General features: G+C 43.8%; 7 protein-coding genes. All 7 read left to right on the top strand.

Going from position 1 to position 17531, the window contains the following annotated elements:
• Nucleotides 1–1596, top strand: coding sequence for an ABC transporter substrate-binding protein (locus JI65_RS02770; protein WP_191013853.1), 1596 nt, complete (start codon nucleotides 1–3; stop codon nucleotides 1594–1596).
• 186 nt (nucleotides 1597–1782) lie between these two features.
• Nucleotides 1783–2661, top strand: coding sequence for an ABC transporter permease subunit (locus tag JI65_RS02765; RefSeq protein ID WP_191013852.1), 879 nt, complete (start codon nucleotides 1783–1785; stop codon nucleotides 2659–2661).
• The gene (locus tag JI65_RS02760; protein ID WP_191013851.1) at nucleotides 2645–3457 is read left to right on the top strand and encodes a hypothetical protein; all 813 of its coding nucleotides are present in this window, start codon (nucleotides 2645–2647) and stop codon (nucleotides 3455–3457) included. The genes JI65_RS02765 and JI65_RS02760 overlap by 17 nt, the downstream gene beginning before the upstream one ends.
• Nucleotides 3457–4905: an ATP-binding cassette domain-containing protein gene (locus JI65_RS02755; RefSeq protein WP_191013850.1), complete on the top strand. Its 1449-nt coding sequence runs from the start codon at nucleotides 3457–3459 to the stop codon at nucleotides 4903–4905. Before JI65_RS02760 ends, JI65_RS02755 begins: the two co-directional genes overlap by 1 nt.
• Nucleotides 4906–5134: 229 nt before the next feature.
• Entirely contained in the window at nucleotides 5135–5557 is a 423-nt protein-coding gene (locus JI65_RS02750; RefSeq protein WP_191013849.1) for a hypothetical protein, read from the top strand.
• 243 nt (nucleotides 5558–5800) lie between these two features.
• On the top strand, nucleotides 5801–16561 hold the full coding sequence (locus JI65_RS02745; RefSeq protein ID WP_191013848.1) for a beta strand repeat-containing protein: 10761 nt from the start codon (nucleotides 5801–5803) through the stop codon (nucleotides 16559–16561).
• A gap of 166 nt (nucleotides 16562–16727) precedes the next feature.
• Nucleotides 16728–17531: PD-(D/E)XK nuclease family transposase (locus JI65_RS02740; RefSeq protein ID WP_191013847.1), on the top strand; the 804-nt coding region annotated here is incomplete at its 3' end.

Here is a 17531-nt window from a genome sequence, read left to right as displayed (position 1 = left end):
ATGAAATTAAATAAAAAAGCTCTAGCAGTCGGAATTATCGGCGTTGCACTTGCGGCAGCAATCACCGCAATCATGATCGTAAAGCAACCGCCAAAAGGAATTACTATTGCGGTGTCGGATCTGCCGGATTCATTAAATCCAGTTCTCGCGCAGAACACTTCTGGTCTTAATGCAGACGAACTTTTGTTCGACGGACTCACAAACTTTGAAGTTGATGAGACAAGCGGAAAACTCTACACAGAATTGGCACTTGCATCAAGCATTGAGCAGGATCCAATCACAAAAAAAACTTACACGGCAACGCTTCTTGACGGACTTACGTGGCATGACGGAACCCCAGTAACAGCTCACGACGTTGAATATTCGTTCAACGCATATATATTGGAAGCCAATCATTCTCCAAAACGAGAATATCTTGATTCATTCATCGAGTATGTTGAGGCAATTGACGACCAGACTGTAAAAATCGAATTCAGAAATCCGATACCAGAAATGCGTGCCTATCCTGTACTCACTTTTAAAATCATTCCGTCAAAATACAACGGAGTTCAGATGAACATCAACTTGCGAGAGGGGCAGAATGAGCGCGATTTTGCGACAGCACCAATCGGCACAGGACCTTTCAAGCTAGCTTCTTGGGAAATCGGAAAATGGCTCACTTTTGAGGGCAACGGACTTTACTTTAAGAACGTTCCTCAGGCGGAAACTCTTGTAATCAAACGAACGATCGACCCGCTCCAGAGATTGAACGAACTTAAAAAAGGCAAAATCAACATGATTCTTGAGACAAATCCAATGGAACGCTCAACGGTCGAAAAGATTCCTAATGTTGACATAAGTTCATTCGTTCCGTATGCGTTCTACGATGTTGCAATCAACACAAAACTCTTCCCGAACGCAGAAGGACGCCAGGCAATGGCAATGGCACTCGACAAGCAGAATCTTATTCCGTCGGTTACAGACCAGGAAGAGAGCGTTGTAATCAACAATGGTCCTTATCCATCAAATTTGTTTTCTTCAAACATTCCAGAATACGTGCAGGATCCAATGCCGAACAATCTCCCGTACGACCTTGAAAAAGCAAAAGCCCTCGCCGAAGCAAGCGGAATTTCTGGACAGAACGCAAACTTGCTTTATCCAGAATCAATGGGCGAATTTGGAAAACGCCTTGCAGAAGGAATTGCAAAACAGCTTAAAGAAATCGGTTTGAACGTAGAAGTTAAACGCACTGGTGAACAGGTTTTCAAACGAGTCGTTTTCAAAGAAAAATCTTACGACCTTGCGCTGATTTACCGCGATGGTTTTGACAACGTTTATTCAAGCCTTTGTTCATACTACAACTCAAAATCGCCGGACAACATTACAGGAATTGCGGACAGTGCTTTGAATTCGCTTTTCGACCAAGTCGTAAGCGAAAATGAAACAAAAAAATGGGCTAATTTGATCGTAGAAATTGATAAACGAGCAACAGAACTTTCTCCTGCGCTCTATCTTTTTACACTCAAAAAGAACATTTATTCACGCGGTTTGGAAAACATCGTAATCGGTTCGGACAATCCGTTCCTTTCAGTTGAAAACTGGAAATTCAAAAATTAATGGTTAGCTCTAAAAGCTTCAGTTTTTTTGAGCCTCCATTGAAAATACGAGTTTAATTCCTGCTATTTTCTGGATTAAAACTCGCAGGCAATTCTAAAACCTCTGATTTTTAGTTTTAGAACTGCCATAATCTGCCTGGGGTTGTCAAGGAAATTTGTTCTGGCAACCCCTTTTTAGGAGTTTTTAATGCGTTTTTTGCGCTTTTTGGTTAAAGAACTGATTTTTCATGGTATTTTTTTTGCCGTTATCGGAACAGTCGCATTAACCAGCCTTTATTTATTGGCAACAGGAGCAGACCTGCAAGGATTTATTGATGCAGGACTTTCTTTTCTTTATTTGATTTCGGGGCAAGTTAACACGAACAACGTAGGCTTTACATCAAGCCAAATTATTGCGGCCGGAGCTGCAGTAACATTGCCACTCACATTAATCTCCCTGATTTTTTTGATTTTTATTTCGCTCGTACTTTCATCGTATGCAGTAAGCGGAAGATACATGTCTCTTCACTTCGGTTCAAAAAGAAGTGAATATTTTGAATCATTTTTGAGCCTGATTGCGTCCATGCTTGCAGCAGTGCCACTTTTCGTTGGATTTTGGTTCGTTTATGCAGTTTTTGCGGTAGACGGCTCTTTTATAATCATCACGTTGATGACGGTTGTTTTGGGCGGACTTTCCTGGGATGCCACGAATTTCTTAAAAACCGACATGCTGAGTCAGGTAAATCAAACTCACGCAATCGTGTTCTCAACACTCGGTCGCCCGCTCGGAAAATTCTTTCCGATGCCTGGAACATATTCCGGCTATCTTTTTCAGTCAAGCTTACCGCGGTACATTCCGTATCTGGCAGGAAAAGTCCCTGCAATCATCGGTTCCATTACGATTGCCGAAGTTGCATTCAACTTTCCGGGGCTTGGAAAAAACCTCATTGACGCACTTGTAGGCACAAATACCGACTTGCTCGTAACATCAGTATTCATTCTTCTTTGTATTAACGCAGTCGTTTCATTCATCGTAAAAACAATTTTGTTCCTTATTTATCCGAGGTGGTATGAAAAAGCAATTTAAGATTTTAAGATTTCTGGTGGTCGCACTTCTTCTTCTGCCACTTTTTATAGTTTGGCTTCCGCCGGCATTTTTTGAAGGAAAAGTAAACGAAACTCTCCTCGAAGGAGATTATTTTTCATCATTGATTTTGTCGTTCAGAGAACTCGGAATCACGCTTTTAACAACGATGATTTTTGCGATGATTCTGAGCTATGCAATCGGATATTTGAGCGTTCTTTCAATGACAGTCGGACGCACATTTTCGAACATTCTGAATGCAATTGAATCAATTCCTTCTATATTGATAGCATTATTTTGTTATGCTCCTGTTTCTGGTGCTCTCGTAAAAACTTCGGGAAGCACGTCAACATTGATTTCACTTGCGGTTTTTATGGCAGCGGCAACAGCCACAGTCCTTCCAGAAGCGGTGCGAAGCATTTCGATTCCGCTTTCGGACTTGTATAACAGAAAATACAGCGTTTCATTCCGCTCGTATGGTTTTCCTAAACACAGGATTCTTTCGGTCCTGATGAAAACGGCACTCATGCGGGACACGTTAAAACGCGTGGCGGCGGGCATTCTCTTAAAAACGCTCGTCCTCGACACTTCATTCGGTTTCGTAATCCAAGTCGGCTTGGGTTCAACAGGAACTCCTCAGCACACAAGCCCGGGAGCTTTAATCGCTGCAAACCGAAAAGCCTTGCTGGATTTGTTCGGAGACGGAAATCCGGCAATGTTCTGGATTCCTTCGTTGCTGCTCATCGCAATAAGCGTAGCGTTCCTCATCATTTTGAACGAAAAAAAGGAGAATGACTAATGACACCGATTGAACTCAACGATTTTTGTATTCATTTGAACGAACGAATTACGCTAAAAAAATGCAGCCTAAAAATCGAAAAAGGTACATCCACCGTAATCATGGGACCTACAGGAACTGGAAAATCTGTTTTTCTAAAATCTGTGGCCGGAATTCTCCCGATGAACATTTTCAGATTTGAAGGAAATTTAAAAATCAACGGACTTGACGGATACATAGACGGAAAAAAACTCGATTTTTCGCAATGGGGAAAAATCGAAAAGTCAGGATTGATGTTCATTCCTGCGGAAACAGCAATGGTGATGAATCCAGCCTTGACTCTTGACCAAAATCTTGCCCTTCTTGCCCCGGATTCCAGAAGCGAGATTGTAAGACGACTCAAAGAATTTTTCTCGCTCGATTTTGAAGCCTTCGCGCGCCTTTATCCAGACGAAGTTTCTGGCGGAGAAATGCAGCGAATCACGCTCATGATTTTGCTTTCAAGAAAAGGAAATTTGATTCTTCTTGACGAGCCAACCGTAAATCTTGACCGCAACCTTAGAAAAAACTTTGTTGAATTTTTGAACAAAGAAATTCTTTGCGACAAAACAAAAACTTTTCTTATGGTAAGCCACGACGTTGATTTTATACGCCGGCTCACGCTTACACAGGCATTCAACTTAAAAGACGGCGAACTTGAAAAGCTCGAAGAACTTCCAGAACTCGAAGGTTACGAAAAACAAGAGGCAAAAAAAGGTGCCAGCGGTTCAGCAATTGAACTAAAAGATGTTTCGCAGTCGTACAAAAAGCGAGGACTTTTCGGCGAACGAAATTTTACGGCATTCAAAGCTCTAAATCTTTCGTTCGAGCGTTCAACGGTTTACGGAATTACAGGTCCGTCCGGTTGCGGAAAATCCAGCATGATAAAAGCAATACTTCGGTTGCTCGACGAGACCGGCGGCGAGATTTTGATGGAAGGCAACAATCTTGTTGAATTAAAGCCAATTGAACGAGGACACGATCCAAAAGCATTCAAACCGTTCAGAAAACGAATGGCAATCGTTCAGCAGGATTCAAGATTCTCATTCTTCCCGGATTTGACGATTCGCGATTCATTCAAGCAGATTTCTGCGGCAGGCGTTGAAGGAACGCTGGAAGATTTTACGAAAAACCTACTTAAAGTTGGTCTTACGGAAGGTCATTTGGACAGCAAACCGCAAATGCTTTCTTCAGGAGAAATGAAGCGCACCGACATTGCACGCGCACTCACTGCAAAACCAGACATCCTGCTTTTGGACGAGCCGTTCGCGCACATCGACTTTGACACACGTTTGCATGTAATGAAAGTAATTTCTGATTACCTTGCAGAACATGCCACAATTCTAGTAGTCGTTACTCACGAAGACTTCGACTTGCGTTACTTCGTCGAAAAGAATTACGACTTCCCGACTTTGGTTAAACGAGATTAGATATGGCGTGTCAATAATTTTTGATGCAGATGAACGCTGCCACAGACGGGAGGAACTAGATTCAAAAACTATCTTCGATGAATTTGTGAATATCCGTGTTTATCTGCGTTAAAAATCTAAAAACTGCTTCGCATAAAGGCAAAACAGCTCTGTTTGGGGATAGCAGAGCTGTTTTTTATTCACTTCTCACAATTTGATTTTTTTTAACATTCATTTTATAACTGAAAGTGTGAAAAAAATTTCAGTTCTTTTTAGTTTGCCAATTTTAATTTTTCTGTTCGGTTGCGCCAGCGGTGCATACGTAATTACAGGCGAAGCCCGAAAGCCAGTTCTGCAAGAAGACGTAAAAATCTATCCGAAATTTCCGCCAGAAGATGAATACGAAATAATCGGGCTTGTAACAGCAGAAAGCAATTCCAGGCTCACGGCTCAGTGGGACATGGACGCGGCTGTAAATGAAGCAAAAAAGCGGGCCGGGCTCATGGGCGCAAACGGTATTGTTTTTACGGAATTAGGTTCATCTCAAAAATCCTTTTTACTCAGCAGTTTTCTTTTTAGCCGCTCAGGACGAACGATTTCTGGCACGGCAATTTATGTTGAAAAAAAAGCCCCACCGTATACTGGTGTTTTTGTAAAAAAAACAAATGAATAGATTTTTAATATAAAATTAAACACAAATTAAGAGTTATTCAACCTTTAAAAAATTTGAGACAAAAAAGTTGTTATGTCTAATTTTTCCGCGATAACAAAAGATTATTTAAAACAAGTCGTTATAAAATAACAAATTATAAAACTTAGTGTCTCAAAATTGCAGATTTTATATATAAAGGACTGTACTGGGCATTCTGCCCGCTGTTAGTTGTTTTTGTACTATAAATCTGTTAGGGGTTATTTAATGTTAAGCATAATTAAAAAGCTTTTTGCTACACTTTTACTTACTTTTGCTTCACTTTTATCTTTTACTTCCTGCGAGGTAGGACTAGGAGAGTCTGTTGATACATCGGCTCCAAACATTGAAATTTCTTACCCGCCTGCATCTGCGGTAATAAAAGGTACATTTACACTTTCGGGTTCATGGACAGATGACAAGACAATTTCATCTGTAAAAATCTCAGTCATGGACACAAGTTCTCAAGAAACAGTTCTGAGCGGACTTTCGGCTACAATCAACACGAACGGAAGTTGGTCTATCAACATGAACGAATACAATTCTGAAAACGAAGCCTACTACAATGGATGGCAAATTGCAGACGGAACTTATCAAATCAGCGCGACTGCATACGACAGTGCCGGTCATAAATCAAGCACGGTTTCGCGCACATTCGACATAGACAACACAGCCCCAATTTTCGTAATATCATCTCCGGGTGTAACGCTTTCTTCAGGGAACTTTAAGCAATACGGCTCAACACTGAAAGTTTCTGGAACAATCGCAGACTCGCACAGCATTGCGGCTGCCAATTTGCAAGTTTATGACGAAGACGGAAATACATACCTAGCAGACGGCAACAGTTTTACGATTGATGATGTAGAAACAACCGGCGGCGCAAACATTACGTTCGCAAGATACATTAAAAACGGAACAAGCCAGCTTACGGCAAATTACAATTCAATTTACGCTGACTCTATCGATAAAGATTCTGGAACAAAAAAATTCTCAGGCTCAATAACCATTCGGGACAACGCAAAACTCTACACAAATCCTGATGAGCAAACAAACTCAACCGAAGGAAACTCGACTTCGGTCGTATATTTATACGACGACGTTTACTCTTCGCTTATGAGCGCGACTGGTTCTGGTCTCGGTCTTGAAGTAGCACAATTCATAAACGTTTTAAACGGAACTTCAACGCTGGACAGCGTAGTTCAGGAAACTGTTCGCAATACCTTATCCGAAAAAGGAAAGGACACGGCATCCTCTAAAGAAAACTATCTTGCATTCTCATTAAATCCAAATGCAGTACCGACTTACGCTATTGCTTCAATGAATGTCAATGGTCTTACGACAGACGGATTTGGAAGCCAGACTGCAGCAAAAGGAACTTCGGTTACAGCGACCGTAAGTCTGAGCACAAACAACACAAACCTTGCCCCAAGTACATTCAAGGCATGGATTTATCCATTAGGTGACAAACCTGAAAATATTACGGAAACTTCACTGAATTCAAAAATCGCTGAACTCAACAATGCGGTTTCTGATTCTTCTTTAAGCAGCAAGCAGATTAAAACGAATACGGGCTGGACTATCATCGCAGACAATTCTGAGTACAGTTCTGGTTCTGTAAATGAACAGTATTCGTATAGCTTCACGATTTCCGAAGCTGTAACGGCAAGTTATTACTATATAATTGCACTCACCGGCGAAGATGTTGACGGAGCTAACCTTACCGCAAGCAGCGGATATTACGGATTTATCGGTGGAGCAGGACTTCCTCCAACAATCAGAGAATTTAAAATCACGGATTCGACTACTAATGCTTCAATTTCCAGCAACGGATTCGTTTCTTCTTCTGATAATGTAAGCTATTCTCTTGACGCTTCGGGAAGTTCAGAACTTTCTAAAGCAACTTTTGAGCTTACGGTTTCTGACACTGCAAATTCCAATGCCCAAGTGGGAACAGCTTCAAAAACAGTAGACTTTACTGAATTCGAAACTGACGAAGACGGCGAAACTGACAAAACATCAGGTTCAATCAGCCTTACATTAAACGACATTATTGATTCAAATGCAGAATTAAAGGCTATTGCTTCAAGCGGAAAATATTATTCTTACGCCGTAAAAGTTACCGTTTACGATATTGCAGGAAACAATGCAAATTCAACTCAGACAGTTTACGTTGACGCGGCAAAACCTAGCATTACGATTTCTTCCGTTTCGCCGACTGTAATTGACTACAGTGAATCAGGTGCCGTTTCTAAGGTTTCCCTGAACGGTTTGGTAAGCATTTCCGGAACGGTAATCGAAGACAACTTGAATTCGGTAAAATTGACATTGCAGTATTCAACTGACGGCGGCTCAACATTTACCGATGTTCCAGGTTCTGAGACAAGTCTTGGAACTGGACGTTCAATTTCAACAAAAATAAGCACTCTCGGATACTACCAGAACAGTTCGTACACAGAATTTGCTTCGGACACAAAACTCCGCATAAAGATTGTTGCAAAGGACGTGGTAGGAAATTCTGCAGAATATCTTTCAACGACCTACAACATTGATTCTGACAACGCAAACGGACTTGATTTTGTAATTGACCAATCTACCGACAAACCGGTGATTACACTTTCTCAGGGCGATGTTAGTGCAACTTCTTTAAGCGCTCTGCCGGATGAAAACTACTTTACGACATCTTCAGTATTAAAGCCGACTATCACCGACGACGACGGACTTAGCGAAATCTCGGTTACAATAACCGACACAAAGGGCAATGAACTCGCAAACTTCTCGACAAGCGGAAACACTAAGACTTCAAGAACAATAAGCTATCCTTTGAGCAATATTACTGAAGGCGAAGGAATCTACGGAGTCACAATCAACGCAAAGGATTCTCAATATGACAGTGCAGAAGACAGCCTTTCTATTTCTGACAGCGCAAAGGCTACGCTTGGTACGGCAAGAGTTACCGAACTCACACAAAAAGTTCAGGGCTACCGCACAGCATCAAGCGGAACATTCTACATTGCAATTGACGACGCAGCTCCAAAAGTTACGGAAACAGCCTCTAACAGCGGAAAGAACACCATTGAGATTTCTGGCGGTGCCGTAACTTTGAGCGGAACCGTTGTTGAAACAAACAAAATAGAATCGTTCGTTATTGGCGAAGCCCCACTTTCTTTGACAACAGTCGACGCTACTGACAAAGACGGAAAATACTGGCTTACCGACAGTTCAACAGGAACTTACGCTTGGAGCAAAACTTACAATATTACAGCCGATGATTTTGCTGAAAACAGCGGAACAAAAACTTACAGCATCGTTGTAACTGACTTGGTTGGAAAAACTGGCTCACTTTCTGTAACAATTGGCGACACAAAACAGCCGGTCATTACGGAAGAAGGCGTAGGCGCAAACGGTACAACCGTAAATACTTCAAGCCCAACCTTTACGCTTAGCGGAACAATAACCGAAATTAACGGACTTTCAGCCGTTACGATTAGTGCGGACAATCTATCTGCAACACTTACCAAAAGCGAGACTGAAGCAGACGGTTCTTACTGGCCTACTTCTACAGCAACCGGAACAGCCGGAACTTACAGCTGGAAAAAGACATTTGTAGCAGGCTCTGCAAACAGCAGCGATGCAAACTTCATAAATGACGGTTCATATTCGATTACAATAACTGCAAAAGACACTGTAGGAAACGCAGGAAGCGTTACACGTGCAGTTCTCGTGGACACAGTTGCACCAACACTCAGCCCAAAATCAGGCGAAACGTACATTACAACTGCTAGCTCAACAACGGACGACGAAACTTGGTTCAACACAAATTCCCTCACTTTTGAAGGAACTGCAAGCGACACGCAAAGCTATTCTTCGGCAGGAATCTCAAAAGTTGAATATTCACTCTCAACAGTTGACTCTTCAACAAAAAAAGTAACTTGGTCTGAATGGGCTGTTATGACGGGAACAACATCTTGGAGCAAGACGATTTCTAGTCTCGTCTCAGAAACAGTCAAAACAACAGACGAAACAATTTCGTGCGGAAGCACAATAAAAATCCGAGTGACAGACAACGCAGGAAACACGACAGAATCAGGCGAACTCGGACCATGGAAATTTGACCTTGACTCTCCGACAGTTGACACAACTTCAGTCTACACAAAATTCGGCTCGGCGGACGAAAGTTCATTCGCAATCTCAACGGAAGTTCAGTCAAACAAAAAAGATTCAATCGTGGCAAAATTCCCGGTAACCGACCCAATCACCACAGAAGGAAGCGGTTCTAGCGGAATTAAAAAAGTCTACGTTTCAACATCAAAAACTCTCGCAACGTCATTGAACAATGGATTTGAGGCGACAAAACTTTCTGACAATTATTATTCAGTAGAAATTCCAAAAGACTCAATTACTGCCGGAACGGTTTACGCGCATGTTTACGATAACGTGGACAACTACGGACGCGAGCAACTCTTTACGATTTCGGTGGACGAAACAGCTCCGACAGTCGTCCTGAACACACCGACCGACGCGGATTCTACAACTTCGGAAACTACTGACGTGAACAAAAAGATTTCGTTCAGCGGAACGGCAACGGACAACGTAAAGCTCGACAAAGTAACGAAAATTTACTACTCAGCTACAAAGCCAAGCTCTGCAGACAAAATCGACACGGCAAATTCGCTCGAAATTACATCGGCAGACTCATACTATTCATGGACAGCCGAAGAATTTGACACGACAACGCTCACCGACAAAACGACTTACTATTTTGTGGCAGTCGCACAGGATGATGCGGGAAACACAGGATATTCAGACATCGTTTCGCTTTACGTGAACCAGGATTCAGACAGACCGCAGGTCAAAATCAACAACCTGACGGCAAACGGTTCTTCTTACATTTTGAAATACGGAACGAAAGCCCAGGTAACCGGTACAATCACCGACGATGACTCTGCAAGTACAGCCGTAATTTCAAAACTCATCATCTCAGAAACTGAATACACTGGAACTGGCGATGAACCGACAAATCTCGTTTCGTTCACGGCTTCGACAGGCGACTTTACGTTCACGCCATCGAACACAGAAGACGGAACGAAGACTTTCTACATTTATATAGAAGACAATGCTGGAGGAAAGTTCTACACGACTGCAACAGCGGAAAACAATCTTGAAAATCCGAAGATTTCCGTTAAGGGAACTGCCGCCGCAGAAAGCGTGAACTCTTCTACATTCACTTACAGCTCGGACGGAACGAACCCTGTCGTGAACCTTGGCGAAGGACTTCCGTACGCTTCGACTACAGGCTCTGTCGCAAAAGACGACAGCGGAAACGACTTTGCCCTCACGACAGCCGACAAGCAGACAACAAACGCCACGCTGAACTCAAGCTTCAAGGTGGGCGGAACAAGCAGACGCTACGTCAAGTTCTACTTCACTGCCAGCGACGCAAGCGGTGTTGCGGGAATGACTGTAGTATTCAAGAACGAAAGCGGAGATGTACTCAAACGGCTTGCTACAGCGCTTACAATCGGCGACGTAACTTTGTCTGGAGACGACTACTCTGTAAGCGGTTCATTCACTGCTACTACAGATTCTACTGCGGCAGCATGGACAACTGGCTTCATCGACTTGTCTACATTTGGAACCGGACAGATTTCTGTTGCCGTAACTCCATACGACAACGCAGGACTTTCAGGAAACGGCGCATTCTCATTCAATGTGGACAACACGGCTCCTACAATTGAAGTAAGAAGCCCTTCTTCGGGAACCGAAGTTACAGGCTCTGTTTCAATCTCAGGTACAGCAAACGATACAGGGGCTGCAGGAACTTCAAACATCCAGTGGATTGTTCCTACGACAACCCAGACCACAACATTCAACGCAAAAACAAGTGACGCTGACAAACTTGCATACCTCCAGGGTCTTTCTTGGAACGGCGGAGAAAAATCTCTTGCCGACGGTGCAACTTTGATTTCATGGCAGTTCGACTTTGACGGCCAGTATGATACGGCAACATCAGACAGTGACAATTTCGTATTCTCAGCCGGAAATCCTCTTTTCAATGTTTACGATAAGACTGATTTCGCTACGAACAGTGATTACTCATCAACAGGATTGTACTATCTGCCGGTTTACTTCCTTGCGACCGACGCTTTGGGCAACGCTTCTTACAGCACAGGATTCTACATTAAGCACAACCCTGATGCGGACAGGCCGAAACTGGAATTCACTTATCCGACAAAAGACAACTACAAGAGCGACACAGAGCAGTACGCGGTTCTCGGAGGCACAATCCGCGCGACAGGTTCTGCGGAGATTCCTTCTGGAACAACGACTGTAGGCGCGATTTACTATCAGATTGCAGATGAAGACGGTGCATTTGATTCTGACGACATGGCACAGGCTACAACATACGGCTACACAGTCGTAAGGGCTTGGGACGCAATCAACGCAGTAAAAGGAACGTCTTTCACTTCTTCAACAACTCTTACTGACGCACAGCTGAACGATTTCGGATTTGCCTCAAACGAAGCCTTCCAGGCATGGTGGGGCGTAAAGGCAAACGGTACCGCTTCATGGAACCTGGTTCTCAATTCAAGCGGAGAATTGAATCCTTCAGACGATTCGTCAACGACAAACATCACTTTGAGAGCCTGCGGTATCAACGCCGACGGAAAAGTGGGCGCATGGACGAGCGGCGACAATGTAATCGCAATCCATGTTGACAACACGGCTCCTGTAATTTCTGGCGTGGTAAACCAGTACTCAAACGGAACTGCCGCCCTTACAGCCGTTCCGACAACCGAATACACGTCAAGCCAGACTTACGAGGCCGACATGTACCTCCGCGGTTACTGGACTTTGGTTGCAACCGTTGTTGATGAAACAGAAGTAAAAACTTACTCGGTACTCAAAGGCTCCACAGCCCTTACGGCAGGAAGCGGTTACTTTGTTGAAAGCGGCATAACGGATTCTTCAACAGGCAAGAACGGCTACCGACTTTACATTCCGATTCCAAAGGATTCAGGCAGCGTTGAAATTACAATAAACGCCAGCGACAACGAGCATGATTCTTCTCTGACATACTCATTCAACATTGATGAAACCGCTCCAACTTTGGAAAAGCTTACAGGAAACGGAACATCGTTCGACAGTGCTGATTTTGAATCAATTGAAGACGATAACTATCAGTTCATATTGGCAGGTTCTTCAACCGACGAAGGTTCTGGAGTGGAGAACATCCTCTTCTACTACATGAGAAAGAACGAACCTACTAGAACTATTACAGATGAAGTTGTAATGGATCCGATGATTACAAGCTCAACGGATGACGCTAAAGTCGCAATGTCTGACCTTACCGAGCGAACGTTCGCTCAGGAAAGCGATAAATTCACTCTCTACGCAAAAGCCTACACGGGAACTGCAACGACAGAGACATTCACCTCGGATTCTGCATACGACGCACACGTCCGCATTGGCGGAGTCGTTGAAATCGACGGCATTCTCCATACAATTTCTGCAATCAGCGGAAACACGGTAACATTCTCTCCGTCACTTTCCGCAGCAAAAACTTCATTCACGGCGTACTTCCCAATTGCGCAGGTAATCGACAACAGCGCGACAGAAAAAGTAAAAAGCTATTCGGCAAATCCGTTCACCTTTGAAAAGGGCGATGACGGCGACAAAATGCCTGAATCGTTCTCAAAGAGCGGAAAGACATGGACGTGGGATGCCACAATCCATTCGACAAACATGCCGGACGGTCCTGCGAGCCTTGTAATCCTCGCATTCGACAGCGCAGGAAACGTTGCAGGAAAAACTATCAACACGAAAATCACGAACAACGCTCCTCGGCTTGCAAAAGTCTTCCTCGGAACAGATCTTTCTGGCGACGGAAAATATGTAAACTCTTCAAGCCTCACGGAAATCGTTGAGTACGACATTCTCGGCGCGGAAGGAGCAACTCAGAAAGCATATACTCTGGACTTTACTGAAAAGCAGAACGACGGCACGACAGCCAAGTATTCTGCAGGTACATTCAAAATCAAGAACGGGCTTGCCGTAATCCCTGAACTCACAGGCGGAAACGGCGACATCGGCATGGTATTGAAAACCGGTGCTACAAGCGCAACTGCCGTAACTGGAACTGTTACGAATGCAACTTCTTCAAGCTCTGAATCCGCGGATTCTGACGGAAACATCAGCGCAAGCTTTACCGGAACTGTTGCGGGAGAATTCAAAGGCTCGAACGCAAGCTACAAGATGCACGCATTCACAGTGGCTAAAGATGGACTCGGTTCTGACGGAACAAACAAGGGAATGAGCTTCACGTTCTGGGATTCAACCGAAGAAACAACTCAGGGAACTGATTCTCAGTACTCTGTCCTCTATGTGAAGAATTTCACTGTAGCCCAGTCGGATTCAACAAAACCGACAGTAGTTGTAAATCCGTTCTATTGGAACGCTTCTGACGACAACTCTCTCTATGGAAACTCAAGTGACAACGGACACATTGAGTTGGAAGGAGATTTGACGGATTCAATCAAGACTGCTTACGGAAGTGACCCGAAAGTTTCCGGAAAAATCACGTTCACAGGAACGGCTTACGACGAGCACAAACTCTCTTCTCTTGAGGTACAGTTCGGCACATTCCTGGACACGGCAACATCTGTGGCAACATACGACTCTGCAAACAGTTCTTGGACTGTTGCAAGCAAAACGATGGATTCCGACGGATACGAGTTCACCGTTAAAGACGCGACAAGCTCAGACGTGGGCAACTACAGCGACTCAGTATACTTTGACCAGAAAGGACACAAGGTCTGCTGGACACTGAGCATCGACACTTCAAAGATAACAACAGTGGCCGCAACAGATGTAAAAGTCACTGTTACAGCGACTGACGCCAGCAGCAACGCCACAGACACAAGCTCAATCACGGCTCCTGTCACCACGAGCGGCTATGTTGTTACCGACGGAACTACGAACTATCCGGTTTACCAGATGGATGTTGTACCGTATGTAAATGGAATTAAAACAAGCCTTTCATCTTTGAAGAAGACAAACTCTTCTATATACGACAGAACTGCTCTTGGACATTATGCTGTTGATTCAACAGAGACAATTTATGTATACGGATTTAACTTAACTGGTGGAAGTCTATATGACAGTGCAAGCACTCCAAATACAGCCGCTTTGACGAAAGTCAGCGACATAACAAGCCTCAAGTGGTATAGTGCAAATGCAATTCCGGCTGGAAGTGTTTACTCAGTAGCTTCAATATCAGCCTTTACATCAGGCAAGGTAAGCGTAAAGGTAAATAGCATTGAATCATTGAATAACTTAAACTCAAATGACTCAAAGGGTTCTTACACAGGAACAACAACATCAACAACAGGTTCTTCATCAGTATTTGCAAATTACTACAACCGTCAGCCTAACGGAGACAGTAATAATCTCTTGACGGACGACGTGATGCTGGATGTGTGGGAGTTCAACAGCGAGGCGGCTGTGCCAAAAGGTACCGGACGCCTAAATGAGCCGGTAATGAAAATCAGTCCTAAAAACGGAATGATTCACTTTGCATTTGCAGATGGACCACTCTTCTTTGCAATGGGAGGTGGATATTATGGTTCAAACTCAACATCTGACCATACTTCATATGACTACTGGGTTGGAGGATTTGACTTCTTCAGTTCGGTAGGATTTGCTGTAGATGACATCGGACATACTTACGGAGTAACGGCTGGAGGTGATATAAATTCTACGACTGCCGATTCATTCTCACTGTATACAAGCCGATGGGGAATCGGTGGTAGAAATGACAACGGTTCGCGCTCTTATGGCCATAGACTACCTGTTGAAGTAGTTGCACAAAAGGATTCTAACAATCAGATTGTTTTTGACAAATACAGATTTAACAATTCTCCTTCTTTGGCAACTGTAGCACATGGTACAGAATTAAATTCATCAACTTCTGTTTACCTAGCTTACTATGATAACATCAACGATGAAATCCGCTTTAGATGTGGAACAACTTCTGATGTATCAGATGGTACTGCAGGTGCAAACAATAGCTCTCAAACTGCATTTGGAACTTTTGCCAATGTTGGCAGCTCAACTCCACAGACTTACAACGCTACCTCTACTCTAATCGCTGGTCGTACAACAGGGTATGATACAGGTTACAATGCAGGTTCTTATGTAAGCATTGCCCCTGTAAAGACAACGACATCCGCTTATACAGATGATGTTCTCGTCATTGTGTGGTATGACCAGACAAACAGCCGAATGATGTATGCTTATTCAGCAAACCCGATTGGAAATTGTGCTGCCGGTGAATATACGCCAGGAGCAAGCAACAATGGCTGGGACGGCTACGAAGAAGTGTTCAGTGATGGAATCGGGCAATACTGTAAAGTTGCTGTAGATGCCAATGGTGGAATTCATGTAGCTGCGTATGACGCTTCAAACGGAGATTTGTGGTACGCCTATAAATCAAGTTACAACGGCGGTTCATGGCAAAAATACATCGTAGACTCTAGCGGAATTGTAGGAAGTGAAATCACGCTTGATGTTGCATTGGATTCAGATGGTAATGCCATTCCTTATATTGGATATTATGCTACATCTATTGTAAGACCAAAGTATGCATGGCTTGCAAAACCTGCGTCTCTTGCAGCTGGTGCCGAAGATGATGTTTACACAGGTGTTTGGGAAACAACAATTGTACCGACATCAAGCACAGTTCCTGCTGACAATATAAACGTTGGTGTATGGAAAACTTCTGCAGGTGTAAGGACTACAAGTATTTCTGAAACTTGGGTAAAAAATAATACGAATTACAATGACTCAAACGCTACTAACCCAGATGGAAAGGCTACAAATGGTGGTAATTCTTGGGGATATGCATGGGCAAATGCAACTGACAACCCGATGATGGCTTATCAGGTTGGTGCAGGCTCATCAGGAACTCTCGAAACCGCCCAGATGAAATAACGCGAGCAGGCATTTCGCTTGCTTCCGCACACGCCCGCGCGCCGCATTCCGTGGTTGCGCGGGCGTTTTTTGTTTATTCATTCTGACTTTTTTTTTATTAAAGCAATACTCGCCCCGTAATCCATGAGGAGTACACAATTTCAGAAATTAATAGTAATATAAAATCATGAAAGCACACCACTTCATCAGCGAAGAAGAATACGTCTCACAAATGGAAACGGGCGCGCTGCTCAATCCGCGAGTGGATTCCACGTTCAAGGCGTTGTTCACGCAGCCCACAAAAGAATCAAAGGCGGCACTGCATTCATTTTTGGAAGCGGCAACAGAACGTAAAATCAGGAAATATGAGTTGAAGGCGAATGATTCGCCGGTCGGTTTTGACGGTCAGCGTGGCGTGAGCTACGACATTCTGTGCCAGTTCGAGGACGGCCTTACCGCAGACATCGAGATGCAGGCTTCTGACCAAGAATATGACTACGGGAAGCGCGCGGAATACCAGGTGGCAAGGCTTGAAACTACGTACCTTCAAAAAGGCGACAACTGGGAGAAAGCGCCTGTCGTTTACCAGATTTCGGTGCTGAATTTCAATTACAAAGGTCCGACCGAAAAAAACAGGCCCAATTCAAAAAAATCAAAGAATCCGGTGAGTCGCTATGCCATGCGGACAGAGAGCGGCAGGGAACTTTCAAACACCCTGAACATAATTTTTATCGAGCTACCAAAGGCTAAAGTCTTTGAAGCGTCCCTTGAAACAAACACCGCATTGGAGAACTGGGCGATTTTCCTAAAGGAAGCCGACAACCCGCAAAAACAGGATTTAATCCAAAAACTCACAAACAAGGAGGCAGGGCTTATGAACGCACAGAAGTCACTCTCGAACATCAGCGCGAACAAGGATTACTGGATTGCCCAGTACAGGCAGGAAATGCGCGACAGAGATTACCGCTCAGGCCTCAGCGCCGCCGAACGC

Origin of the sequence: Treponema zioleckii (assembly GCF_014737315.1) — a bacterium.
GTDB lineage: Bacteria > Spirochaetota > Spirochaetia > Treponematales > Treponemataceae > Treponema_D > Treponema_D zioleckii.
Note: the sequence above shows the minus strand (reverse complement) of the source record. Positions and strands in the feature narration are given on the sequence as shown.